17 protein-coding genes are annotated in these 24967 nt (G+C 71.2%); 8 read left to right on the top strand and 9 right to left on the bottom strand.

The genetic code is table 11. The annotated features are described in order from the left end of the window. Positions 1–162: 162 nt before the first annotated feature. The 4 genes from LPC10_RS22675 to LPC10_RS22660 form a co-directional block, all read right to left on the bottom strand. Positions 163–1653 (bottom strand): amino acid permease, encoded by a 1491-nt coding sequence (locus LPC10_RS22675; RefSeq protein ID WP_231344498.1) that lies wholly within the window; start codon positions 1651–1653, stop codon positions 163–165. A 163-nt stretch (positions 1654–1816) separates the two neighbouring features. Further along, on the bottom strand, positions 1817–2500 hold the full coding sequence (locus tag LPC10_RS22670) for a TenA family protein (RefSeq protein ID WP_231344497.1): 684 nt from the start codon (positions 2498–2500) through the stop codon (positions 1817–1819). A 26-nt stretch (positions 2501–2526) separates the two neighbouring features. Then, positions 2527–3216 (bottom strand): response regulator transcription factor, encoded by a 690-nt coding sequence (locus tag LPC10_RS22665; protein WP_231344496.1) that lies wholly within the window; start codon positions 3214–3216, stop codon positions 2527–2529. Positions 3217–3226: 10 nt separating this feature from the next. Then, positions 3227–4744: an ATP-binding protein gene (locus LPC10_RS22660; protein WP_231344494.1), complete on the bottom strand. Its 1518-nt coding sequence runs from the start codon at positions 4742–4744 to the stop codon at positions 3227–3229. Between the two features lie 467 nt (positions 4745–5211). Here LPC10_RS22660 and LPC10_RS22655 point away from each other — a divergent pair, with 467 nt between their 5' ends. Beyond that, the gene (locus LPC10_RS22655; protein WP_231344493.1) at positions 5212–6153 is read left to right on the top strand and encodes a hypothetical protein; all 942 of its coding nucleotides are present in this window, start codon (positions 5212–5214) and stop codon (positions 6151–6153) included. A gap of 315 nt (positions 6154–6468) precedes the next feature. Here LPC10_RS22655 and LPC10_RS22650 read toward each other — a convergent pair whose 3' ends face one another. Together LPC10_RS22650 and LPC10_RS22645 are read right to left on the bottom strand one after the other, a co-directional pair. Next, positions 6469–8172, bottom strand: a complete 1704-nt coding sequence (locus LPC10_RS22650) for a DEAD/DEAH box helicase (RefSeq protein WP_231344492.1) — start codon at positions 8170–8172, stop codon at positions 6469–6471. A 161-nt stretch (positions 8173–8333) separates the two neighbouring features. Then, entirely contained in the window at positions 8334–9386 is a 1053-nt protein-coding gene (locus LPC10_RS22645; protein WP_231347127.1) for an HD-GYP domain-containing protein, read from the bottom strand. Positions 9387–9686: 300 nt separating this feature from the next. On the opposite strand from LPC10_RS22645, the gene LPC10_RS22640 reads away from it, so the two are divergent. The 6 genes from LPC10_RS22640 to LPC10_RS22615 all read left to right on the top strand — a co-directional run bounded on the left by LPC10_RS22640 (position 9687) and on the right by LPC10_RS22615 (position 16069). Then, the gene (locus tag LPC10_RS22640; protein WP_231344491.1) at positions 9687–10103 is read left to right on the top strand and encodes an HIT domain-containing protein; all 417 of its coding nucleotides are present in this window, start codon (positions 9687–9689) and stop codon (positions 10101–10103) included. Between the two features lie 11 nt (positions 10104–10114). Further along, positions 10115–11074 (top strand): NAD(+) diphosphatase, encoded by a 960-nt coding sequence (nudC, locus tag LPC10_RS22635; protein ID WP_231344490.1) that lies wholly within the window; start codon positions 10115–10117, stop codon positions 11072–11074. 178 nt (positions 11075–11252) lie between these two features. Further along, positions 11253–12095 (top strand): tryptophan synthase subunit alpha, encoded by an 843-nt coding sequence (trpA, locus tag LPC10_RS22630; protein ID WP_231344489.1) that lies wholly within the window; start codon positions 11253–11255, stop codon positions 12093–12095. A 165-nt stretch (positions 12096–12260) separates the two neighbouring features. Further along, the gene (gene accD, locus LPC10_RS22625) at positions 12261–13181 is read left to right on the top strand and encodes an acetyl-CoA carboxylase, carboxyltransferase subunit beta (protein ID WP_231344488.1); all 921 of its coding nucleotides are present in this window, start codon (positions 12261–12263) and stop codon (positions 13179–13181) included. A 114-nt stretch (positions 13182–13295) separates the two neighbouring features. Continuing rightward, positions 13296–14621, top strand: a complete 1326-nt coding sequence (locus LPC10_RS22620) for a folylpolyglutamate synthase/dihydrofolate synthase family protein (protein WP_231344487.1) — start codon at positions 13296–13298, stop codon at positions 14619–14621. A 536-nt stretch (positions 14622–15157) separates the two neighbouring features. Then, the gene (locus LPC10_RS22615) at positions 15158–16069 is read left to right on the top strand and encodes an outer membrane protein (RefSeq protein ID WP_231344486.1); all 912 of its coding nucleotides are present in this window, start codon (positions 15158–15160) and stop codon (positions 16067–16069) included. A 246-nt stretch (positions 16070–16315) separates the two neighbouring features. Here the strand turns inward: LPC10_RS22615 and trxA are convergent, their stop codons facing one another. Continuing rightward, positions 16316–16636: a thioredoxin gene (trxA, locus tag LPC10_RS22610; protein ID WP_012456650.1), complete on the bottom strand. Its 321-nt coding sequence runs from the start codon at positions 16634–16636 to the stop codon at positions 16316–16318. A 333-nt stretch (positions 16637–16969) separates the two neighbouring features. Here trxA and LPC10_RS22605 point away from each other — a divergent pair, with 333 nt between their 5' ends. After that, complete coding sequence (locus LPC10_RS22605) at positions 16970–18268, top strand: PQQ-dependent sugar dehydrogenase (RefSeq protein ID WP_231344485.1); 1299 nt, start codon at positions 16970–16972, stop codon at positions 18266–18268. A gap of 112 nt (positions 18269–18380) precedes the next feature. Here LPC10_RS22605 and addA read toward each other — a convergent pair whose 3' ends face one another. Together addA and addB are read right to left on the bottom strand one after the other, a co-directional pair. After that, a complete protein-coding gene (gene addA / locus LPC10_RS22600) occupies positions 18381–21815 on the bottom strand; it encodes a double-strand break repair helicase AddA (protein ID WP_231344484.1) in 3435 nt (1144 codons plus the stop codon). Further along, positions 21812–24949, bottom strand: a complete 3138-nt coding sequence (gene addB / locus LPC10_RS22595; RefSeq protein ID WP_231344483.1) for a double-strand break repair protein AddB — start codon at positions 24947–24949, stop codon at positions 21812–21814. The genes addA and addB overlap by 4 nt, the downstream gene beginning before the upstream one ends. Positions 24950–24967 lie beyond the last annotated feature (18 nt).

Here is a 24967-nt window from a genome sequence, read left to right as displayed (position 1 = left end):
GCTGCCAGATCGGCTGGTTGGCTCGTAATCCCAAGAGATTGGATCAAGACCAAGTCTGGGACGCTGCACGTCCCAATGCTGAATAGAACAAGGCCCACCCGGTGCGCCGGGTGGGCCTCTCGTCATGTTATGGTCCCGGGCGTGCGAGACGGGCGGCCGACCTCACATGGCCGTCTTCGCGCCTGCCCCTTCCTCGCGGCCGATGCGGCTGTGCTTGCGGCTCCATGCGAAGTAGATCACGAGGCCGATCGCCAGCCAGATGATCAGGCGCAGCCAGGTATCGCCGTCGAGCGAGAGCATCATCGCAAGGCAGAACAGCGCGCCGAGGATCGGCACGAACGGCACCAGCGGCGTGCGGTAGGCGCGCGGGGCGTCGGGCTGGGTGCGGCGCAGGATGATCACGCCGGCGCAGACGAGGATGAAGGCGAGCAGGGTGCCGATGCTGGTCATGTGGCCGAGCTGCGAGATCGGCAGGAAGCCGCCGAGCGCGCTGGTGAACACCATGAAGAACAGGTTCGAGCGGTAGGGCGTCTTCCACTTGGGATGGATCGCCGAGAAGAAGCCCGGCAGCAGTCGGTCCTTCGACATCGAGTAGAACACCCGGCTCTGGCCGAGCAGCAGCACCAGGATCACGGTCGAGAAGCCGCAGATCACGCCGAAGGTGACGAGGCTCTTCAGCCACGGATAGGGGGTCGCGGCGATCGCGGTGTTCACCGGGGCGGCGTCGCCCCGCATGGCGTCGTAGTGGACGAGGCCGGTCAGCACGCCTGCAAACGCGATGTAGAGCGCCGTGCAGATCGCGAGCGAGCCGAGAATGCCGATCATCATGTTGCGCTGGGGGTTCTTGGCCTCCTGCGCCGCCGTCGAGACCGCGTCGAAGCCGACATAGGCGAAGAACACCACGCCGGCCGCGCGCATCACGCCGCTCCAGCCGTACTCGCCAAAGGTGCCGGTATTGGCCGGCAGGAAGGGGTCGTAGTTCTGGGCCTTGATGTAGAACAGGCCGACCCCGATCACGGTGATCACCACCGCGAGCTTGATCAGCACCACCACGCCGTTGACGCGCGCCGAGGAGCGGATGCCGACGATGAGCAGGGCCGAGGTCAGGACCACGATCAGGATCGCCGGCAGGTTGACGAGGCCGTGCGCCATCGTGCCGTCGGCGAGCTGGTAGGTCTCGAAGGGCGAGTGCACGAGGGAGCCCGGCAGGTTGATGCCGAGGGTGTCACGCATGAAGCGGGTGACGTAGCGCGACCAGCTCACCGAGACGGTGGCGGCGCCGACCGCGTATTCGAGCACCAGATCCCAGCCGATGATCCAGGCGATGAACTCGCCCATCGTGGCATAGGTGTAGGTGTAGGCCGAGCCGGCGACCGGGATCATGCCGGCCAGCTCGCTGTAGCACATGCCGGCGAGCGCGCAGCCGATGGCGGCGATGGCAAACGAGAGCGTGACGGCCGGGCCCGCATGCTCGGCGGCGGCGATGCCCGTGAGCGAGAACAGGCCCGCGCCGATCACCGCGCCGATGCCGAGGCCGACCAGACTCCAGGGACCGAGGTGGCGTTCCAGCTTGTTCTCGCCGGATTCGGCGTCGGCATTGAGCCGTTCCAGCGTCTTGATCCGAAAGAGATCACTCGCCAAGCCTGACGCCATATCCGTTTCACCCCCCGCTTGATGCCGCCGCCCCCGATGAGAGGGAAGGCACGGCGTCACATCTCATAGATCAACCGCGAAACCGGCGTGCGCGCAACGGCCGGCCGTGACAAGACCGTGCAAGGAAACGGCCAAGATGTCGCGATCCGCTGTCGGATTCGTGTCACAGCGGCCAGGAAACGTCGCGGTAAGCCCCGTCCCAGAACCCGTATTCGAGGCGGGTGGCGTGGGTGTAGGCCGCGTGCATGCGCGCCCGCAGGAGGGGTGAGGCGTCCGCCGCGGCCTCATCGGTCGCGGCGATCATCGCGGCCACGGCCTCGCCGAATTCCTCGCCGGCATAGGTGTCGATCCAGGCACGGTAGGGATTGTCGGCGCCCGCGCGGGAGAAGATGTCGCGGCCGACCTCGGCATAGATCCAGAAACAGGGCAGGAGCGCCCCGAGCACGACTTCGTAGGGCTCGGCATAGGCCGTCGCCGTCAGCCACGCGACGTAGTGGTCGCAGGCGGGCGAGAGCGGCGTCGCCGCAAAGGCCCCGGCATCGATGCCGTAGGCCTGGAAGAAGCCCCCGTGCAGCGCGCGCTCGACCACGATCGCGGTCTCGGCGCCGCGGGCAAACTGCACGATCCGGTCGGGATGCGGCGCCTTGGCGGCGGCGAGCGCCAGCGCCCGGCCGAAGCCGATCAGGTAATGCGCATCCTGGACGATGTAGCGGCGGAAGCGCTCAGGGCTCAGCGAGCCCTCCGCCAGTTCCGCGTTGAACGGCATCGTGCGGATGGTCTCGTAGGCCGCGAGGTTGCGGGCCCAGGCCTCCTGCGTGAAGCGCCTGGCAGAGGTGGTGTCGGCCAAGAACGGCGCTCCGTCTTCGAGGAAAATCAGCCCTGCCTTTGCGCCTGCGTCACCGCCACGTGAATCAATTCGGCCAGCGTGCGGACCTTGAGCTTCTGGCGCATCTGCGAGCAGGCGTTGGTGACGGTCTTGTAGCTGACCGAGAGGTCGGCGGCGATGGCGCCGTAGGATTTGCCCTGGGCGAGGCGGGCCAAAATCTGCTGCTCGCGCGGCGTCAGCTGGGTCTCCGGCGTGCGGCGCGGATCGGCGCGCAGCATGGCGACCTCGGTCGCCAGCCGCCGGTCGAGATAGACCTCGCCCGCGCGTACCCGCTCGAAGGCCTGGTACAGCTCGTTCGAGGCGTGATCCTTCAGGACGTATCCGAGCGCCCCGGCCTCCAGCGCCCGCGAGACGATGACCGGATCGTTGTGCATCGAGAAGACGAGGACGCGGGTCTCGGGCTCGATGGCGCGCATGCGCCGGATCAGGGCGAGGCCGGCCAGCCCGCTGCCCTGGAAGGTCAGGTCGCAGATCACCACCGGCGGGCGCAGGCGGTGGAAGGCGCGGTAGCCGGAGACGACGCCGGTCGCCTCCACCACGGTCTCGATCCCGGCATCCTCCAGCACGCGGCGGCAGCCCTGCAGGACGATCGGGTGATCGTCGATGACCAGAACCGGGACGGGTCCGCCCTTGCTCGACGCCGCTTTCATCACGGGGCTGCTGACCGGGGCGTTCATCTGACACGCATCACTTGGGTTGCGGCGCGGGCGGAGGCGGAACCTCGCTGCCGTCGCGCTCGGGATCGATCGGAAGGGTGATCCGGACAACGGTTCCGGAGCCGCCGTTGTCAAGAGAAGCCGTGTCGAGGCGGAAATGACCGCCGAGCGCCTCGACCCGCTCGCGCATTCCGGACAGTCCGAGGCCGACGCGGTGGCCGGGCGCGATGCCGGTGCCGTCATCCTCGACGCTGATTTGAAGGGTCGTCAGGCCGGCGGGGTCGGCCTCCTGCGCCACGCGGGCCCGGACATGACGGGCATCGCCATGGCGCACGGCGTTGGTGCTGCTCTCTTGGATGCAGCGGAACACGGTGAGGTCGACGATGTCGCCGTAGCCCTGGGCCAGCCCCTCGAACGAGCCCTCGAAACGCGTCTCGGGATGGCGCCGCTGGAAGTCGCGCAGGAGGAGGCTGAGGCAATCGGCGAGCGGCACTTCGCCGAGGCCGTGCGGGCGCAGCCGGTTGAGGAGGTCCCGGTTCAGGACCTGAACCTGGCCGACGATGCTGCCGATGTCTCCGGCGCGCGAAGCGAGCCGACCGCGGTCGATCTCGCCGGGGCTGGCGGCGAGCCGCGCTACGGAGGCCGCGTTCGCCTCCAGGGCGAACAGGCAGGGACCGAACTCGTCGTGGAGTTCCAGCGCGATCCGGGCACGCTCGTCATCCTGGGCCGTCAGGAGCTGGCGGTTGAGACGGCTGTTGGCGGCTCGCGCCTCCGACAGCGCCCCGGCCACGCGGTTGAAGCGCTCGGCGATCACGGCCAGTTCGCGGGAAGCGGGCGGGTCGAGATGGGCGGTGTAGTCGTGCCGCTCCAGCCGGGTCAGTCCGTTCGCGAGGCGGCCGAGCGGCCGCAGGATGCGCCCGAGCGCCAGAGTGAGGGCGGCGAGCACCGCGAGGTTCAGGATCAGGCTGGCGAGCGCCAGCGAGCGGGCATAGCCCCACACCTCTTCGATCTCGTCGAGGGGCTGGGTCGTGATCGCGGCGGTGCCGATCCGCTCACCGCGCACGATGATCGGCAGATCGTGCTGGTGCGGCTCGGGGGCGATCAGCCGGACGAACCAGCGCGGCGCCGTGCGCTGCTCGCGCCCCTGCTCGGACGGACCGAAGCCGACCCGCCGCCCTTCCGCATCGAGGATCGTTACGCGCACGTGGCGCAGGGCCTGGAAGCGCAGGTCGAGGGTGTGGAGCACGCTCTCGGGGCTCGGGCTGCGCAGGGAGCGGATGGTGTCGGCCACCAGGGGTTCGACGGTGGCGAGACTGGCCGCCATCTCGACCTGCACGGCGCTGCGCGCCGTCAGAACGATCACGCCGCAGGAGACCAGGGCGGCGACGACGTCGATGGCGAGCACGATCAGGATCAGGCGCGTGCGCGTCGGCCAGCCGGCCCAGAACGGCACGGCGGCTCGATCCTGCGCCTCGTCGGCGTTGGGATCGGATGTCGGTTGCGCCATCATCGGCGACAGATCGGGTTGCAGCGCGGCGGGATTCGGCACGGGCCCTCGCGGTCGGTCAGGCCACCGCCCGCCGAGGGCGCCGCGGACCGGCTCGGCCCGGGACAATTCGGCAAGCCGACATCGGATAAAAGTCTCAGATCTCTACTCTTTCGGCACGAACGGCACCGTGGCCGATCGCCGGGCGAAAGTCCATGCCGGGGCCGCGCCGCAGGGTCGCACGGCCCACTGATGTTTCTCTTATGGTCGCCGGCCTCGACGCGGCGCGAGAGCTCTTCCGGGCTACACGCTCCGTTAAACCGCCTCCGATAAGAACGATGGCGAGAACAGATCGGGGCGAGACTTGTCCGCGGCACGCGCCGTCCGGTCAGGTTTGAATGCCTCGGAGATTCCGCCAGATTCGTGTGGATGGCTGGCGCCTGAATTCTGTTCAGGCCGCGCGGACATCTTGCCGCCGCATTGCCGAGGCCGTGTTGTTGCAGGGGTACAACGTGCAAGAGGCCGGCCGCATGTCGGTGGCGATTCATCCGTCCGAAGCCCGTCCGTCCGAAGCGAGAGCCCAGGCCCGGTTCCGGCTGCCCGTAATCGCGGGCGCCGCCGGCGGGGGCGTGGCCCTCGTCGTCTTCGCCGTCGGGGCGTTCTCGTTCTTCTCCGATCTCGCCGATCCGCGGAGCCGTCCGACCCGGATTGCACCGGTCGCCTCGCAATGGCCCGACCTGAAGGACGGTGTTCCGGCCCTGGCGCCGACGACGGACGGACCCGCGATCGAACCGCGCCGGGCGAGCCTTCCCATCGCCGAACCCACGCCGTCGACATCGTCTCCGGTGCCGGTCAAGGCCACAGCCCCCATCCCGGTCGCGGTACCGACGCAAGCCACGGCGCTCGTCCAAGCCGCAGCACCTGCACAAGCGACGCTGCCCGCTCAAGCCACGCCACCGACCCAAGCTGCGCTGCCGGCCCGAGGCGCGGCAACGGTTCAAGCCGCCGCGTCGTCGCCGACGCGGGGCAACCCTCCGATCGAACCCGCCCCCACGGTCCCGGCCACGGGCCGCACGGCGGCCGCGCTGCCCCCCGCCAAGGTCACGGTTCCGCTGCCTCCGAGCCGCAGCGAGACCGTCCGGGCCAAGACGGAACAGCCTGCCAAGTTCGTCTCGCTGCCCGCACCGAAGGCGAAGCCCGAGATCGCCAAGGCTGAAACCAAGCCCGAGGCGAAGGCCGAGACCGCGAAAGCCGATGCCGCCCGCAAGGCGGTGCCGGCTCCCCGCAATCGGACGGCGGAGACGCGGCCGACCCAGACCGCTTCGGCGCAGCCGCCCGCAGCCAACCCGGCGCAGGATTCGGCGGACGAGCCCGAACTGCTCGGCGTCAAGATTCCGGGCGGTCGACAGATCCGCGAAGGCTGGGACGCCGCCGTGAACGGCCTGCTCGGCAAAAAGTCCGGCGGCGAGTAGCCGTTGTCGGCCGATCCGGTGCGGACGCGCCGGATGCGAGCCTTCCCGACGATTTTCCGTTTAGCCGCCTCCGTCATCGCGAAGCGAAGCCGTGGCGATCCGAGGCGCGACCTTTGCAGAGGGGTTGCGCCCTCGATCGTTTCGGTTCGGCCCCCACGGCCTTGATTCCGAGGCGCCGGAGGCGTGCAGGCCACGACGAGCCTCCACCGCATGTCCCAGCGTTGCAATCCCGGGTTCCGCCATGCGGCTCCGGGATGACGGGGAGGGGCTGATCCCTCACGATCCGCCGGCAACGCGATCGCCCGGCGGCGTCGCTCAGCCGCCCCGGCCGGTTTTGGTCGCCTCGCGGCGGTGGCGCTGGGCGCGGGGGCTCTTCGGCGCCTTGGCGGGTGCGGGACCGTCTCCCGGCATCCGCTCGATGCGGACATCCGCCGGCCCGCGCCGGGCGAAGGCGGCGGCGAAATCCTCCGCGGCGCTGGCCCGCACCTCGAAGGCGGTCTCGTTGTCGAAGATCCGGATCGCACCGATATCGCCACGGCCGATCTGTCCGCGGCGGGTCAGCATCGGCAGCAGGCGGCGGGGCTCGACCCGGTCGCGGCGGCCGAGATTGAGCCGGAACCACGCCGCCGGCTCATCCTCGCCGATCCGCGGGGCGCCGACCGGGATGCCGCGGGAATCCGGGCGACGGCTGGTCTCGTAGGCCGGATCACTGACTTCTTCCGGCACGGGGATGCGCGAGCGGTAGAGACGGGCGAAGGCGGCGGCGAGGCGCTCGGGCGGGCAGCGCTCCATCAGCGCTTCGGCCCATTCCCGCTCCCACTCGCGATCCTCCTCCGTCTCCGGCTCGGCGAGCAGCGGATCGGACATCATCCGCTCGCGGTCGAGGGCGCGGATCTCGTCCGCATTCGGCGGGCCGCTCCAATCGGGGCTGACCTTGGCGATGGCGAACATCTGCTCGGCGCGCCGCCGCCGGGCGGGCGGCACCAGCACGACGCTCGTGCCTTTGCGGCCGGCGCGGCCGGTGCGGCCGGAACGGTGCTGCATCACCTCGGCATCGTGCGGCAGGTCGGCATGGATGACGAGGTCGAGCCCCGGCAGGTCGATGCCGCGGGCGGCGACGTCGGTGGCGACGCAGACGCGGGCGCGACCGTCGCGCAGGGCCTGGAGCGCCGCGTTGCGCTCGCCCTGGCCGAGTTCACCCGAGAGCGCCACGGCGGAGAAGCCGCGCTCGGTCAGCGAGGCTTGGAGATGGCGCACCCCGTCGCGGGTGTTGCAGAACACGATCGCCACCGGCGCATCGACGTAGCGCAGCACGTTGACGACGGCGTGCTCGACCTCGCGCGGCATCACCCGCACGGCGCGGTAGACGATGTCGGCATGGCCGCGGGTCTCGCCGGCGACGGCAAGCCGCAGGGCGTCGCGCTGGTAGCTCTCGGCCAGCGCGACGATGGCCTTCGGCAGGGTTGCCGAGAACAGCAGGGTGCGCCGATCCGCCGGGGTCTCGGCGAGGATGAATTCGAGATCCTCGCGGAAGCCCATATCGAGCATCTCGTCGGCCTCGTCGAGGACGACGGCGCGCAGCTCGTCGGTGACGAGCCGGCCCCGCTCCATGTGGTCGCGCAGACGCCCCGGCGTACCGACCACAATGTGGACACCGGCCTCCAGCGCGCGGGCCTCGCGGCGCGGGTCCATGCCGCCGACGCAGGGAACGACCCGCGCCCCGGTCTGCGCGTAGAGCCAGGTCAGCTCGCGCTGCACCTGAAGCGCCAGTTCGCGGGTCGGCGCGATGACGAGGGCCAGCGGCGCGGCCGGCGGCGGCAGGGCCTCCTCGGGCCCGAGCAGCGTGCCGGCGATGGCGAGACCGAAGGCGACGGTCTTGCCCGAGCCGGTCTGGGCCGAGACGAGCAGGTCGCGATCCGGCGCGGCGTCGAGCACCGCCTGCTGGACGGGGGTCGGCTCGGCATAGTTGCGCTCGGTGAGCGCCCGGGCGAGGGGGGAGGGCAGAGACGGAAATGGCAAGGGAGGTGCGCCTTCGGACCGGCGATCATCGGCCGGATCGGAATCAAGCGCCGCTTCTAGCCGCAAGCGGACGCGCCGACCACTACCTGCACCGCGTGGGGGCGTTGCATGCGGGCCAGAGCCGCTCGCCGGCGAGATGAACGGCGGAGCGATGAGCGCGCCTACGCCGCCCGCTCCTCCACCAGGGCGACGATGTCGTCCCAGCGCGAGAGGAAGGCAGCAACGCAGGCCGGGTCGAAATGCCGCCCGGACTCGGCCTCCAGATGGGCGCGCGCCCGGTCCAGGGACCATGCGGGCTTGTAGCTTCGCGCGGAGATCAGCGCGTCGAATACGTCGGCGACGGCGACGATCCGTCCGGAACAGGGGATCTCCTCGCCCCTGAGGCCGCGGGGATAGCCGGTGCCGTCCCAGCGCTCATGGTGGGTCAGCGCGATCTCGGCGGCGATCTGGAGCAGGCGCGAGGAGCTATCGTGCAGCATGTGGTAGCCGCGCAAGGCGTGCTGGCGCATCTCCTCCCACTCATCGGGCGTGAGGGGGCCGGCCTTCATCAGGATGTGATCAGGAACCCCGATCTTGCCGATATCGTGCATGGTCGAGGCGAGCGCGACGTCGTCGGCTTCCGCGGGTGACAGGCCGAGCCCCTCGGCCACGGCGATGACGCAGCCGGCCACGCGGGTCAGGTGGTCGCCGGCCCGGTCGTCGCGGAACTCCGCGGCGAGCATCAGACGGCGGATCAGCTCACGCTCCCGAGCCGTCGCTTCGGCCGCCGCGCGCGCCGCGTCACGCCGCATCGCCTGCGCGCGGTCGTCGTTCTCCCGGCGCGCCAGGGCGAGGTCGATCAGCACACCGACCCGGTCCTGCAATTCGACGGCATCGAAGGGCTTGGACAGCACGTCGGTGGCGCCGGCCTCCCGGCCGATCCGGCGCAGCGTTCGCGCCTCACCGCCGGCCACCAGCAGAACGGGCGTGCGCGCGAGGCTGTCCTGCTCCCGCAGGGCGCGGATCAGGGCCGGGGCATCAAAGCGCTCGGGCTCGGCTTCCACCACGATCACGGCGGGCGCCTCGGCGACGAGATCCTCGACGACGCGACCCGAGACGGCGACGATGCTGGCGCTGCAGGGCTGGCCGCGCAGGGCGAGGACGAGGGGGGCGGGGGTTCGCGCCGCCACGACGGCGACGACCGCGTTCCCGCTTCCTTCCGCGCCGCCCGTCATCGCGTCACCCATGGCGATCCCGGCGCGGCCCGCCGCCCGCCGACTCCCGATCGCCGCATCATGCGTGCCTGAACATGATTAACCGAAATTGAAACGATTCGTCCGATCTTTGAGCGGTCCGGGCCGCCGTGCAAGCCGCAGACCGGCCGCTCCATTACGGGACGGCGCCGGTCTCCCGCCTCGCGCCGGCCGGTCCGGAAACCGGCCACCCCATTTCGGGCCGGCGCCGGTCTTCCGCCTCGCGCCGGCTGATCCAAAAACCGGCCACCACTTTTCGGGCTGGCGCGCTAGATCCCCGGCATGACCGACGCCTTCTCCCTCGATCCGCGGCTCGCCGCCGACACCCATCCCGTGGGCGATCTCGCTCTCTGCTCCGTCCTGCTGATGGACGATGCGCGCTTCCCCTGGCTGATCCTCGTGCCGCGGCGGCCGGACTTGAGCGAACTCACCGACCTCGCGCCGGAGGATGCACGCCTCGCCTTCGAGGAAATCCGAATCGCGGTCGGGGTCGTGCAGGCGCTCGCACGGCCGGACAAGGTGAACGTCGCGGCGCTCGGCAACGTGGTGTCGCAGCTCCACATCCACGTCGTGGCCCGCTTCCGCTCGGACCCGGCCTGGCCCGGACCGGTCTGGGGCGTCGGCGAGCGAAAGCCCTATCCGCCGCATGCCCGCGCCGCCCTGCTCGAACGGGCCGCCGCCCTGTTCGTGGCCGCGTGAGGGGCTCGGCGATGACCGGCTCGCCCGTTGACACCAGCCGGGATGCGCTCGCCTACGCCGCGAGCCGCCTCGTGCGCCACTCCGCCGAGTTCGGCCCGGCGCCCGTCCTGGCGGAGGCCGGGCCCGAGGCGCGCCTCGTGCTGATGGCGGGCGAGACGGTGATCCTGCGCACCGACCCGGAGCAAACCGGGACGGCCCTGCTGGCGCCCGACGAAGCGGAGCGGGCGGGCGCGCGCGCCGTCGAGATCTTCCTCGGCCGGGCCGAGGGGCGGCCGGTCTTTGCCGGCGCGGTGGCGGAGGAGACCGCCTCCCTGTTCCCGGCGCCGGGCTACCGCGCCCTCGACCTGCGAGCGCTCGCCGCCGAGGGCGCCGTCGCCCGCGAGGAGCAGGGGCTGATCGCCACCGCCAAGTCTCTGCTGGCCTGGCACGCGCGCCACCGCTTCTGCGGCAATTGCGGCAGCCCGACCGCCATCGCCGCCGGGGGCTTCCGGCGCGAATGCGGCACGTGCGGGCTGCACCACTTCCCCCGCACCGATCCGGTGGCGATCATGCTGGTGCGGCGGGGCGACGCCTGTCTGCTCGGGCGCGGCCGGCACTTCAAGCCGGGGATGTATTCCTGCCTCGCCGGCTTCATCGAGCCCGGCGAGACGGTCGAGGACGCGGTGCGCCGCGAGACCCGCGAGGAGACCGGCATCGCGGTCGGCGCAGTCGCCTATCACGCCTCGCAGCCCTGGCCCTTCCCGGCCTCGCTGATGCTCGGATGCGTCGCGGAGGGCCTCACCGACGATGTCCGGACCGATCCCGACGAGTTGGAGGATGCGCGCTGGTTCCCACGTGCGGAGGTGGTGCGGATGATCGCGGGTACGCACCCGGAGGGCCTGACCGTACCGCCGCCGACCGCCATCGCCCATCTGCTGCTGCGCGACTGGGTCGACGGCGTCATCGCGGCTCCGCCGGCCCCGCAGGGGTGAGCCTGGCCCGCACGCGCTTCACGGACGCGTGCGGATAGTGTAGGCGCCCCCACTTGACCGAGAAATCATCCAAGAAGTCGGCCAAGACAATCGGCCGGGGAAGCCGAGCCCTGTCGGGTAGCCTGGGACACCGCGTCCCGGGCCTCACAGGCCGGATGGGCCGCCGGGAGCGAGAAGCATGACCGCCCGCATCGATGCCGCTTTCGCCCGCTGCCGCGCGGAAGGACGGGCCGCCCTCGTCACCTACGTCATGGCGGGCGATCCCGATCCGGAAACCTCGCTCAGGGTGCTCGAAGCCCTGCCCAAGGCCGGGGCCGACATCGTCGAGTTCGGCCTGCCGTTCACCGATCCCATGGCGGACGGGCCGGCGATCCAGGCGGCGGGCCTGCGCGCCCTGAAGGCGGGCCAGGACCTGAGCGGCACGCTGGCGCTGGTGCGCCGCTTCCGCGAGGGCGACGACCGGACGCCCGTGGTGCTGATGGGCTACTACAACCCGATCCATACCTACGGCGTGCCTCGCTTCCTGGAGGACGCGAGGGAGGCCGGGATCGACGGACTGATCGTCGTCGACCTGCCGCCGGAGGAGGACGAGGAACTCTGCCTGCCGGCCCGCGAGAAGGGTCTCGCCTTCATCCGGCTTGCGACCCCGACGACCGACGACCGGCGCCTGCCGGCCGTGCTCGCGAACACGGCGGGCTTCGTCTACTACGTTTCGATCACCGGCGTGACCGGCACCGCGACGCCCGATTTCGGCCGGGTCTCGCAGGCGGTCGGCCGGATCTCGGCGCAGACCGATCTGCCCGTCGTCGTCGGCTTCGGGGTGAAGACCGGCGCGCATGCCGCCGAGATCGCCCGCGGCGCCGACGGCGTCGTCGTCGGTTCGGCCCTCGTCGATGCGCTGGCGCGCAGCCTCGATCCGGGCGACCGGGCCGGCAGCGGCACGGTAGAGGCGGTCTCCACCCTGGTGCGCGAGTTGGCGGAAGGCGTGCGCAGCACCAGAAAGGCGCCGGCCCAGGCCTGAGCGCCATCATCCCGCCGCCCGCCTCGCCGGACGACGCCCTCGAAGAGCCCCTTCGAAGCGTTCTTTGGCATCGAGGCGGCGGCGATCCGATATCAGCGTGGCAAGTGACCGCCGTCCGGCAGGATGCGGTCAGACGGAACGCGGTCAGACAGGGAGCCCGACGCCATGGTCGAGCCGATGAACTGGATCTCGGAGGTCGTACGGCCCCGGATCAAGACGCTGTTCAAGCGCGAGACGCCGGAGAACCTCTGGATCAAGTGCCCCGACACCGGCCAGATGGTCTTCCATAAGGAAGTCGAGCAGAACCACTGGGTCATCCCCGGCTCCGAGCACCATCTCAAGATGGGCGCGACGGCGCGCCTCAAGATGATGTTCGACGAGGGCACCTGGATCGACGTGCCGCTGCCCGAGGTGCCGGCCGACCCGCTCAAGTTCCGCGACGAGAAGCGCTACGTCGACCGCCTCAAGGAAGCGCGGGCCAAGACCGGCATGGCGGACGCCTTCAAGATCGGCTTCGGCCGGGTCGGCGGCCTGCCGATGACGATCGCGGCCCAGGAATTCGGCTTCATGGCGGGCTCGCTCGGGATGGCCGGCGGCGAGGCCTTCGTCCGCGGCGCCGAGACGGCGCTGGAGAAGCGCACGCCCTACGTGCTGTTCGCCGCCTCCGGCGGAGCGCGGATGCAGGAGGGCATTCTCTCGCTGATGCAGATGCCGCGCACCACGGTGGCCGTGCGCCGGCTCAACGCCGCGCGGTTGCCCTACATCGTGGTCCTGACCAACCCGACCACGGGCGGCGTCACCGCCTCCTACGCCATGCTCGGCGACGTGCACTTGGCCGAACCCGGCGCGCTGATCTGCTTTGCCGGCCCCCGCGTCATCGAGCAGACGATCCGCGAGAAGCTGCCCGACGGCTTCCAGCGGGCCGAATACCTGCGCGAGCACGGCATGGTCGATCAGGTCGTGCATCGCCACCAGCTCAAGGAGACGATCAGCCGGCTCTGCGGCCTGCTGATGGACGTCCGGCAGGCCCCTGCCGGAGAGCCGCCGGCACCCACGGCCCCCGAGCCGCTGCCGGACGCCGCCTGAGCGTCTCTCACGAAACTCCCGCTGCGCTGTCTTCGCCAGAGCGAGAACCGTCGGCAATCGGGAGTTTTGTGAGGCACTCTGAAACCGATTCGCGACAGAAGGTCTTCGCGCGAGATGGACTCCTCCGACGCGCTGATGGCGCGCTTCCTCGCCCTGCATCCGCGCACGATCGACCTGTCGCTCGGGCGCATCGAGCGCCTGCTGGCGGCCCTCAACCATCCCGAGCGGCGCCTGCCGCCGGTGATCCATGTCGCCGGCACCAACGGCAAGGGCTCGACCATCGCCTTCATGCGGGCGATCCTCGAGGCGGGGGGGCTGGCCGCCCACGTCTACACTTCCCCCCACCTCGTGCGCTTCCACGAGCGCATTCGCTTAGGCGGCATCGGCGGCGGCCACTACGTCGCCGAGGACCGGCTCGCCGACGCCTTCGCCCGGTGCGAGGCGGCCAACAAGGGCGATCCGATCACCGTGTTCGAGATCACCACGGCGGCGGCCCTGCTGCTGTTTTCGGAATGCCCCGCCGACGTGCTGCTGCTCGAAGTTGGCCTCGGCGGCCGGGTCGATGCCACCAACGTCATCGACCACCCGGCCTGCGCCGTCGTCACCCCGATCGGACGCGACCATGCCGAATATCTCGGCGACACCGTCGAGGCGGTGGCGATGGAGAAGGCCGGCATCTTCAAGCGCGGCTGCCCGGCGGTGATCGCCGCCCAGGACTATTCCGGGGCCGATGCCGTGCTCTGCCGCCAGGCCGAGCGGGTCGGCGCGGTGCCGGTGCGCGTCGGCAACCAGGATTTCTCGGTCCACGAGGAGAGCGGACGGCTCGTCTTTCAGGACGAGACCGACCTGTTCGACCTGCCGCGCCCCCGGCTGGCGGGGCGCCACCAGCTCACCAATGCCGGCACCGCCATCGCGGCGCTTCGCGCGGCGGGCTTCGGCGATATCGGCACGGCGGCCCTCGAGGCGGGCTTGCGCAACGTCGACTGGCCGGGCCGGCTCCAGCGCCTCGTGCGCGGCGCACTCGCCGAGCGGATGCCGAGGGACGCCGAGCTGTGGCTCGACGGCGGCCACAACGCCGATGGCGGGCGCATCCTCGCCGCGGCGATGGCCGATCTCGGCGAGCGCAGCGACGCGCCGCTGGTCCTCATCGTCGGGCTGCTCGGCACCAAGGACGCGGAGGGCTTCCTGAAGAACTTCGTCGGCCTCGCCCGCTCGCTCATCGCGGTGCCGATCACCGGCCAAGTGGCCGCACGCCCCGCTGAGGAAGTGGCGGAAATCGCCCGCACCGTCGGTCTCGCGGCGGAGGTCGCGCCGAGTGTCGAGGCGGCGGTGGCCACTCTGTCGGACACGATCTTCCAGCGTCCGCCGCGCGTCCTGATCTGCGGTTCGCTCTATCTGGCAGGCGCCGTGCTCGAGGCCAACGGTACGATCCCGGTCTGATCTGCCTCCCGTTCGGTCGAGCGGACATCCCATCGGCGAGACCGCGCGGCGACTGAGCGAAGGCTCCGACCCGCCGCACGGTGCGAGGGAGCGGAATGTGCCGAACAGGCTATTCGGCCGACGCGAGCGGGTGTTGAGCAGACGAACAGACCCGGCTCGAGCCGCCAGAACAGAACATCCGCGCCGGAAGGCTGTCGCGCGCGGAAGCCGCAAGCCAAGACCGGCTTGCCCGCATCTTTCGCCGACCAGCCCCTGAAGCATTGCGGCCCGGCGAGGGATCGTCGGCGAGCGGGCTCATGCAACCGGAACCTTCTCCGATACCTTGGCTCGACAAGTCCCTGACGGCCATCCGTTTCGGCCCAGAGGCATCCGATTCGTCCGCCGCGGCGCGAAGTCTGGTTTCGGCATCGCCTCCAGAAGGTTGCGACCGCCCGTCAGCCAGGTTGTCGCGCAGCCAGTGTGTCCTGCTCGCTACATCTCGGGCGGGAGAAATGGTCTAGCTTGCGGTTGATAGGGTTTCTGCTGGGGATCAAAAAATGAAAAAGCTTCTGACCTCTCTCGCCGCCTTCACGGCGCTGACCGCCGCGGCCTCCGCCGCCGACCTGCCGCGCCGCGCCGCGCCGCCGCCCGTCTTCACGCCCGTCCCGGTCTTCACCTGGACCGGCTTCTACGCCGGTCTCAACGCCGGTTACGGCTTCGGTGTCGAGGACTCCCTGGCCCCGACGCAGGTCGTCACGATCGACCGCCGCGTGATCGGTGGACCGGTCGGCGCGATCGGCGGCTTCGCCTTCGACAACGGCGGCCGCAGCGACGGCTTCGTCGGCGGTGGCCAGATCGGCTACAACTACCAGTTCACCCCGGGTTCGGGTGTGGTGATCGGTATCGAGGCCGACGCTCAGTACGCCGACCTCGGCGGCCGCTTCGGCCGTAACGGCCTCTGCGGCACCGGCGGCATCGCCTGCGCCGTGACCCCGGGCGCCTTCGTGCAGCCGGGCGTGACCCTGATCAACCCGACCGGCGTCCAGGGCCTCGACTTCTTCGGCACCGTCCGCGGCCGTATCGGTTACGCCTTCGACCGCGTCCTGTTCTACGGCACCGGCGGCTTCGCCTACGGCAGCTTCGGTGGCGGCCGCGCCGTCGACACCGACGACTTCAAGACCGGCTACGCGGCTGGTGGTGGCGTCGAGTACGCGCTCCCGACCGACTCGTTCCTGAACTTCTTCCGCTCCTCGGCGGTGACGCTCAAGGTCGAAGGTCTGTACGTGAACTTCGACGGCAACAACAGCCGCTACGGCTTCGCCAACGCCAACGGCGTGATCGTCACCGCCACCCCGCTGACCGCGGCCGGCCCGATCTCGCCCTCGACCATCCTGAACAACACCGCCCGCCGCGACGTCGACTTCGCCGTCATCCGCGCCGGCCTGAACTACAAGTTCGGCAGCTACTAAGCCGAACCTCCCATAAAGGGTCTCGAAACCAGGAAGCCCGGCCGCAAGGCCGGGCTTCTTGCATTTCATGCGGCGTCCGCCGGGGTCTTCGATCCGTCGTCGCGAGGCAAAGCCGAAGCAGTCGAATCGAAACGGTGTTACGTCTCGTTGCGGGCGCCCGGTCGATAGGCGGCCGGCGCACATGAAAAAGCCCGGCCTCGCGGCCGGGCTGTCTCGGATCGGTCGGGCCGGAATGCGGCGTGCGGGTCAGGCGCTCGCCTGGATCCAGCGGGAGAGGTCGCCCTTGGGGGCGGCGCCGACCTTCTGGCTGGCGAGCTTGCCGTCCTTGAAGATCATCAGCGTCGGGATCGAGCGGATGCCGTAGGTCGAGGCGATGCCGGGATTCTCATCGACGTTGACCTTGGCGATCTTCACCTTGCCCTGGAGATCGACGGAGATCTCCTCCAGCGCCGGGCCGATCTGCCGACAAGGGCCGCACCACTCCGCCCAGAAATCCACCACGACCGGCTCGGCGGACTGCAAAACGTCCTGCTCGAAGCTCGCATCGGTCACTTTCACGGTCGCCATCGTAGGTCCTTTCGACACGCGGTCCCATGCGGGTCCATGGAAGGCTCCCGCATGGAGGGCACCGGGGAGTGGGTTCGGCGCCTCACGGTGAGCCGAGAATTGGCGACGCCCCGCTCCCCGGTCAAGGCGTCGCGCCCCGGTCGCGGGTCTGAGGCGCCAAACCCACATGGATCCGGCACAGCTCATCCCCGTAATTCTTGCCCGCAATCCTCGCCCCGGATGGGTGCGCAAAACCGCCGCCTGCGGTCACCTGCGCCGCCGCAGGCCTCGCCATGAGCCGCCCGCGCCCCATTTGGCGAGCAGGATCGGCGACCCGCACAAGGATCAAACGACGTGACGCGCACTCTTTCCCTTCTGCTCGCCACTGTCGCGGCCCTCGGCCTCGATGCCTCCGCCTTCGCGCAAGCGCCCTCCGGCCAGGGCGGAGCCGAGGACACGCGCGCCCCGCGCATTCAGGGCGAGTCGTTCCAGGCTCCGGCCGCGCCGAGCGCCGGCTCCACCGTTGCGGAGAAGGAGCCGCCGAACACCGAGTACAAGCCGCTCCTGCCGAACCAGACCCGCGCGCCCGAGCCGGCGCAGAAGACCGAGGTCGAGACCGCGGTCGTGGCAAAGGGCCTGGAGAGTCCCTGGGCGATGGAGTTCCTGCCCGACGGGCGTATGATCGTCACGGAGAAGGCCGGCAAGATCCGCATCGTGGCCAAGGATGGCACGGTGGGCCAGCCGGTGGCTGGCGTGCCGAAGGTCGATCCGAAAGGGCAGGGCGGCCTGCTCGACATCGCGCTGAGCCCGAGCTTCGCCGCCGACCGCACGGTCTACTTCAGCTACAGCGAGCCGCGGGACAAGGGCAACGGCACCACGGTGGCCAAGGCCAAGCTGGTGGAGAGCGACGGCAAGGCCCGGCTCGACGATCTCAAGGTCATCTTCCGCCAGATGCCGACCTATGACGGCGACAAGCATTTCGGCTCGCGCCTCGTCTTCGCGCCGGACGGCAAGCTGTTCGTCACGGTGGGCGAGCGCTCCGACAAGCAGACTCGCGGGCAGGCGCAGGACCTGACCAGCGGCCTGGGCAAGGTGTTCCGCATCGACACCGACGGCAACGCGCCGAAGGACAACCCCTTCACCGGCGGCGAGAAGGCCAAGCCCGAGATCTGGTCCTACGGCCACCGCAACGTCCAGGCCGCCGCCCTGGACAATCAGGGTCGGCTCTGGACGGTGGAGCACGGGCCGCGCGGCGGCGATGAGCTGAACCGCCCGCGCCCCGGCCTCAATTACGGCTGGCCGGTGGTGACCTACGGCATCGAGTATTCCGGCGAGAAGATCGGCGACGGTCAGACCCAGGCCGGCGGCACGGTGCAGCCGGTCTATTACTGGGATCCGGTGATCGGTCCCTCGGGCATGGCACTCTACGACAAGGACGCGTTCCCGGCCTGGAAGAACCAGTTCCTGATCGGCGGCCTCGTCAGCACGGGCCTCGTCGTGCTCAAGCTCGACGGCGACAAGGTCGTCACCGAGGAGCGCATCCCGCTGGAGCACCGCGTCCGCGACGTGCGCGTCGGCCCCGACGGTGCCGTCTACGCGGTCACCGAGGATGACGGCCAGATCGTCAAGCTGACGCCCAAGAAAAGCAGCTGAGGCTGCTGACCCGTCATTGCGAGGCGAGGCCGAAGCAATCCAGAGCGCGCCTTTCCCGGAAGGGCCGCGCCGCTGGATCGCTTTGCATCCGCTTGCGATGACGGGGAGGGCGTCAAACGGCCCTCTCCACCCGCCGCACCACCGGCCCCGAGGTCCAGACCAAGAGGGCGGTGATCGCGTGGTCCGGCCAGATCGCGGCGGCCAGCCGCGCGTAGAGGGCGACCTGCGCCGCCTCGCGCTCGGGCAGTGGGGCATCCTCCGCCGGCGGACGGCCGGTCTTGAAGTCGCACAGGATCACGCGGCCGTCCTCGACGACGAGGCGGTCGATGCGGCCGGTGACGTCGCGCTCGACGCCGTCCACCACGATCCTGCCTGAGAGGGCCACCTCGGCCCGCGCCTGGCCTGAGAACAGCGGCGCGAGGTCCGGCGCCTCGATCAGCCGCAGCACGGAGCGCACGAGGTCCCGGCGCTTGCTCTCGTCGAGAGCCGGCGCACGGGCGCGGGCGAAACGTTCGGCGGCTTCCGCCCGGCGGGCCGGCTCGATCCGCGGCAGGTGTTCGAGCAGCGCGTGGACCAGGGCGCCGCGGCGGCGGGCCTCGGCGTCGCCGAGGCGGCGCTGGGGCTGGCGCTGGCCATCCGCCGCGCCGAGAGCGCCGGACGGGCTCAGGGGCGGCGCGGCCTCGGCCTCCGGCGCGGCCTTCGCGAACAGCCAGTCCGGCACCGCCTCGGGCTCCGGCGCGACCGTGGCCTCCGCTGCGGCGGCGAACGCGGCGGCGGAGCCGTCGCGCCAGATCGTGATCGGTCCGTGCTCGGTCTCGATCGCCTCGCCGGGCCCCAAGCCCCGCTCCAGGCCGATGCGGACCATCTCGCACCACGAGGCCGGGGTCTCCCGCGTCGCCCCGCGATAGGGGGCGATGACGAGGTGGTCGGCGGCCCGCGTCATGGCGACGTAGAGCAGGCGGTTATGCTCCTCTCGCGCCCGCGCCTGCAGTGCCGAGCGGGCGGCCAGCGTCGCCGCGCAATCCTGCGTGCGCCCGCCGGTCCAGACCGGCGGCAGCGGGCCGTCGGCGGCGTGGTCGAGACCGAGGAGCGGCGGGTCGTTGCGCCCGAGCGGCTCGCAGCCGTCGATGACGACGACGACGGGCGCTTCCAACCCCTTGGCGCCGTGGACCGTCATCACGCGCACCTCGTCGCGGCCGGCCTCCAGGTCGCGCTTGACCGAGAGGCCGCTCTTTCCGCGGCCGGGACGCACCACGTAGTCGGACAAGAAGGCTTCGAGGCAGGGGGCGTCGCCGCCGTTCTCGGCGTCGGCGGCCTGGGCGAGGAAGACGTCGATGGCGTCGCCCGCCTCGCCGCCGAGCCGCGCCACCAGCCGGCTGCGCCCGCCATGGGGGCCGAGCAGGGCGGCGTAGAAGCCGAACGGGCCGTTCTCCGCCGCGAGGCGGATCCAGAGCTGCAGGGCAGTGCGGCCGCGGATCGCCGCCCCGTCGCCGGCTTCCGCGTGGCGGGTCAGCGCGTCTTCCAGCGTCTCGGAGAACGGGCGGCGGGCAGCGATGCGGGTCAGGTCGTCGTCGGTCAGCCCGACGAGCGGGGTCTTGAGGGCGGTGGCGAGCGTCAGGTCGTCGGCGGGCAGAAGCCCGGCGCGGCCGACCGCGACCAGATCGAGCACGGCGATGTGGCCCGCCACCTCGAGCCGGTCTTGGCCCGCCACCGGCACGCCGAGCCCTTTCAGCGCCCGGATCACTTCCTCGAAGGCGGCCGAGCGCTTGCGCACGAGGATCAGCACGTCGCCCGGCCGCCAGACGCGGCCACAGGCATCGCCCTTGCTCGTCCAGGCTTTCACCGCGCGGGCGATACGGCGGGCGGTGACGATGGCAGGCGCATTGGGCTCCGGCGCATCGACGGGGGCGGCCCAGGCATCGGGCTCTTCGGCTTCCGCCGGCTCCTCGATGCCCCAGAGTTCGACCGCGCCGGGCACGCCGGCACGGGCGGAGGCGTGGACCGTGCCCGGCGCGCCCGCGTCGAAGGAGAGGCCGGCAAAGTGCTCCGGCACGCCGAATACGGCATCGACCGCGGCGAGCACGTGGTTCGCGGTGCGGAACGAGAGCCGCAGGCTGACATCGGCGAAGTCGTGGCCCGCGCCCTCCGCCGCCCGGCCCCAGGCGCGGCGGGTCAGCTCGAATTCCCGCGGGTCGGCGCCCTGGAAACTGTAGATCGACTGCTTGGGGTCGCCCACGGCGAAGCGGGTGCGGGTGAGGCCGCGGGCGCCTTCGCCCGCCGCGAACTCGGCGGTGAGCGTGCGCAGGATTTCCCATTGCTGCGGGTTGGTGTCCTGCGCCTCATCGACGAGGACGTGGTCGACGCCGCGGTCGAGCTTGTACAGGACCCAAGAGGCGCCGACCCGCGAGAGCAGGTCGAGGGTCTTGTGGATCAGGTCGTCGAAATCGAGAGCGCCGAGCCGGGTTTTTTGAGCCTCGACCCGGCGGTGGATCTCGGCGGCCAGCCGAAACAGCCCGCGCGTCCGGGCGAGCGCGCGGGCGGCGCGCAGATCGTCGAAGAGCGGGATGAGGCGGGCCTGCTCGTCGAGCAGCGCCTGCTTCACGTCTTCCGGCACCGCCTTGGTGCCGAAGGACTTCGCCGCACGCGGCTCGTCCTTGTCGGTGAAGAAGACCGAGCGATAGGGGGCGAGCGCCTTGCCCAGGTTCAGGGCAGCCTGCGCCTCCACGAGCCCGTCGGCCAGCCGCTCGTCCGTCGCCTTGCCGGTGCGCAGCCTCGCCGCGATCTCGCGCCAGTCGCCGAGTGTGCTGCCCGCCAGGATTTCGGTCTCGATGCTCTCGACGCTGGCGCCGTCCCGCAGCGCCAGCGCGCGGGGCAGGCGGGCCAGCGCCGGCTCCAGGGCGCGGTGATCGGAGAACAGGGCGCGGGTGCGCATCGCGGCGCGGATCGCCTCGCGCAGCGTATCGCCGGAGGCTTCCGCGCCGACCACGGCCAGCGCGTCGGAAAGCTCCTGATTGCCGCCGAGGATCGCGTCGGCGAGGACGTTGTCGGTCTCGATCTCGAACGCCTCGCGCGACTGGTTGTCGTCGAGCACGACGAAGCGGGCCGGCACGTTGGCCTCGAACGGGAACATGTGCAGCAGCCGCTCGCACAGCGCGTGCAGGGTCTCGATCTTGAGGCCGCCCGGCGTCTCGACGGCGCGGGCGAACAGGCGGCGTGCGAGCCGCAGGGTGTCGCGGGCGGGCCGCTCGCCGGTGAGTTCGATCAGTTCCGCGCTCAGGGCCGCGTCGTCCAGCGTCACCCAGCGGCCGAGGCGCTGGAACACGCGGATCGACATGTTGGCGGCCGCCGCCTTGGTGAAGGTGAGGCAGAGGATGCGGCCGGGCGGCGCCCCGTCGAGGAGCAGGCGCAGCACCCGGTCGGTGAGCACCTTGGTCTTGCCCGCGCCCGCATTGGCCGAAACCCAGGCCGAGAGGCGCGGATCGGCGGCCCGGCGCTGGGCCGCCTTGGTCAGGTCGTCGACGGTGAAGCCGGTCAGCGGGGCGTTCACGCGGCCTCTCCTTCGCCGGCCAGCGACCATTCGAGCACGCGGGCGAGGTGATCGTACTCGTTATAGGCGCGCACATATTGCGGGTAGGGCCGCGACAGATAGGCCGCCTCTCCGGTCATGTAGCGGGCGATCAGCCCGCGCAGGCGCTCGAGATGCTCGGTGACGATGGCCTCGACCGGGCGGCCATCGCCGGGCGGAGGCTTGATCGGGATCGGCCGGAACGGGTCGCGCCCGCCCGAGGCGTGGACGTAGAGCAGATCCGGGGGGGCGGCGGCCTTCAGCCCCTCGAACGCGCCGTGCATCAGCATCGCCGCCTCCAGGGTGAGTTGGGGCGAGAACCCGGCGAAGACCGTGCGGTTGCTCGGCGGCGTGCCGGTCTTGAAGTCCACGATGCAGTAGCCGCCGTCGGCGCGGGCCTCGATCCGGTCGGCACGGGCCGAGAGGGTGAACGTCCGCTCGCCGAGCGGGATCGTCAGCTTTCCGGATCGCTCGGCGTGGATTGCCCGCAGGCCCTGGCGCTGGCTCGCCTCCCATTCGAGGAAGGCCACCGCCATCCGCTCGTAGCGGGGGAACCACTCGGCGTAGAGTTCCGGATACTGGTCCTGAAGCGGGCCGAAGGCGTCGAGGGCGATGGCGTAGAGCAACGTCTCCGCACCGGCTGGCAGCGGGCCGGGATGGGCTGCGGAAAAGTCGCCAAGAATCTTGTGGATCAGGCTGCCGCGCTCGGCCGCGCCCGGCACCACGGCCATCGGCTCCAGCGCTTCCAGCCCGAGGATGTGGCGGGCGAAGATCGAGTAGGGGTCGCGCACCAGGGTCTCGATCTCGGTGACGCTGAGCCGCTCCGGGAACAGGGCCGGATCGGGCCGCGGCGCGGGCCGCGTCAGCCGTGGGGGTGGCGCCTCCTGGCCGCGGTCGAGGATGGCCGCGAGGCCGCGCAGGCGCTGCCCACGGGCGAGGGCGCCGGCCCAGACCGCATCGCCGCCGAAGGCACGCAGGCGCTGGAGGAAGCGCGAGGGCACGGTCGGCGAGCCCTCGCGCTTCGCCGCGCGGGTCACCACGGCGTCGTGCGTCCCGAGGCCCTGGACGAAGTCGTGGGCTGCCTGCCCGATCCGGCGCTCCGGCGGGCTCAGGCCGACATCCCCGCGCATCGGCCGGTTGAGGAAGGCATCGGTGGTCTGGCGCACCGGCCAGACCGCCTCGTCGAGCCCGCCGAGCACGATCCGATCGACGGAGAGCAGGCGCGCTTCGAGCGGCCCGAGGATGCGCAGGCGCGGATGCGCGTTCCGCTGGGCGCAGGCCACGGTGCGGTCGCGGGCCAGCGCGGTGAAGAAGGCGGCGTAATCGGAGAAGCGGCCCGGCAGCTCTTCCTGCTCGGCCGCTTCGAGATCGTCGAACAGGCCGTCGAGGGTGTCGAGAGAGGGATCGTCGATCTCGTCGTCCTCTTCCGCTCCGCCCATCATCCCCTCGCAGGCCTCGCGATGGAGAGCGGCCAGCGCCACGAGGTTGCCGGTGGCGGGGTGGAGGTCGGTGCGGAACGCGTCGAGCGCGATCTCCAGACGGTCGAGGATGTTCTCGGAAAGATCCCAATCGATCGGCTTCAGGCGCTTCTTGGCGCGCGGCACCCGCTCCGTGGCGTTGCGCTGGAGCGCCACCGCCGCCCGCATGCCCTCGAAACTGTTCTTCGGGATCGGGGCGGGGCCGCGCAAGCCGCCGATCTCCAGGGCGGCGGCGGCGCGCACCACCTCGCTGCGGGAGAGACCCAGCCGGACGAAGGGATGGGCCAGGAGCGCGATGACGCGGGCAGGGGACACCTCGGCGGCGAGTTCGGCCACAAGCCGGGCGAAGCGGCCGGCCTGCGAGCGGGCGAGGCTCAAGCCCGCCGAATCCTCCGCCGCGATGCCCCAACGGGCGAGTTCGGCGGACACGCGCAGCGCCAGCCCGCGGTCGGGCGTGACGAGGGCGGCGGTGGCGCCGGGCGTCTCCAGCGTCTCGCGGAGCGCCAGGGCGGCGACCAGCGCCTCCTCGCGCTCGTCCGCCGCCTCGACCACAGCGAGGCCCGCCATCCCTTCCCGCGCGAGGGTCACCCGTTCGGCCGGGTCGAGCCGGGCCCAGGCATCCGTCGTCTCGGCCGGGCGTAGCGCCTGCGACAGCAGCCTCTCCCGCGCCACCGCCTCGGGCGGGAGCGCGCCGAGTGTCTCGACCTCCGCCCGGCCGGTGGCCAAGCCCCTCGGCCCGGTCAGAGCATGCAGGATCGCCTGCGGATGGCCGTGGGCGATCTCCTCGCGCTTGCCGCCCGCGCCGTCGATCGCCTCCCAGCCCTCTTCGTCGAGATGCAGGTCGAGGCCTGGCAGCACCACCGCGCCGCGGGGGAGGCGGGCCACCGCCGCGATCAGCCGTGCGGTCGCGGGCACCGAACCGGTGGAGCCCGCAACGATCACCGGATCGTCCGGCCGGTCGCGGTCGAGCCGGGCGGCCTCGGCGAGGACGAGGCGGCGGGCACGGGCGGCCGGGTCGGCGAGCGAGCGGGCGGCGAGGATGTCGGGCCAGTGCTCGGCGGCGATCCGCAGGAAGTCGAGGGTGAGGCGGAAGTAGCGCGAATGCTCGGCCTCCACCGCGGAGGCGATCTCGCTCCAGGGCAGGCCCTCGACGGTGAGCGCATCCATCAGCCCTTCGAGGTCGGCGGCGAGCGCCACCGCGTCGGCGGGAGAGGAGGGCACGAGGAAGGGCACCTCGTCGTCGATGGGCAGCAATTCGCGGTCCACCGTCTCCGCCCATTTCTGGACGAGCCGCGCCAGGATCAGCCGGCGCTCGAGCGCGGGGATCGACGGGTAGAGCAGGTCTTCCGGCGTTTCCAGAAGCGTGTTGGAGGAGAGATCGAGTTCGGCCTCGTCTGCCTCGCCGAGCGGGATCATCCGCGGCAGCAGGGCCGCCCCGCCCAGGCGCTGTGCGAGCACGGTCGAGAGCGCCCGCACCGCGCGCTGCGTCGGCAGGTAGAGCGTGACCGCGGCGAGCGCCAAGGGATCGTGGCCGACCGCGCCGACGAGGCGGCCGGAGACCAGGGCCTCCGCCAGTGTCGGCAGGAACGGGGCGCCGGGAGGAATCGTGAAGACGCGAGGAGCGGCGCGTGCGGACATGCTCGACGGTATGAGACC

Origin of the sequence: Methylorubrum sp. B1-46, assembly GCF_021117295.1 — a bacterium.
Taxonomy (GTDB): Bacteria; Pseudomonadota; Alphaproteobacteria; order Rhizobiales; family Beijerinckiaceae; genus Methylobacterium.
Note: the sequence above shows the minus strand (reverse complement) of the source record. Positions and strands in the feature narration are given on the sequence as shown.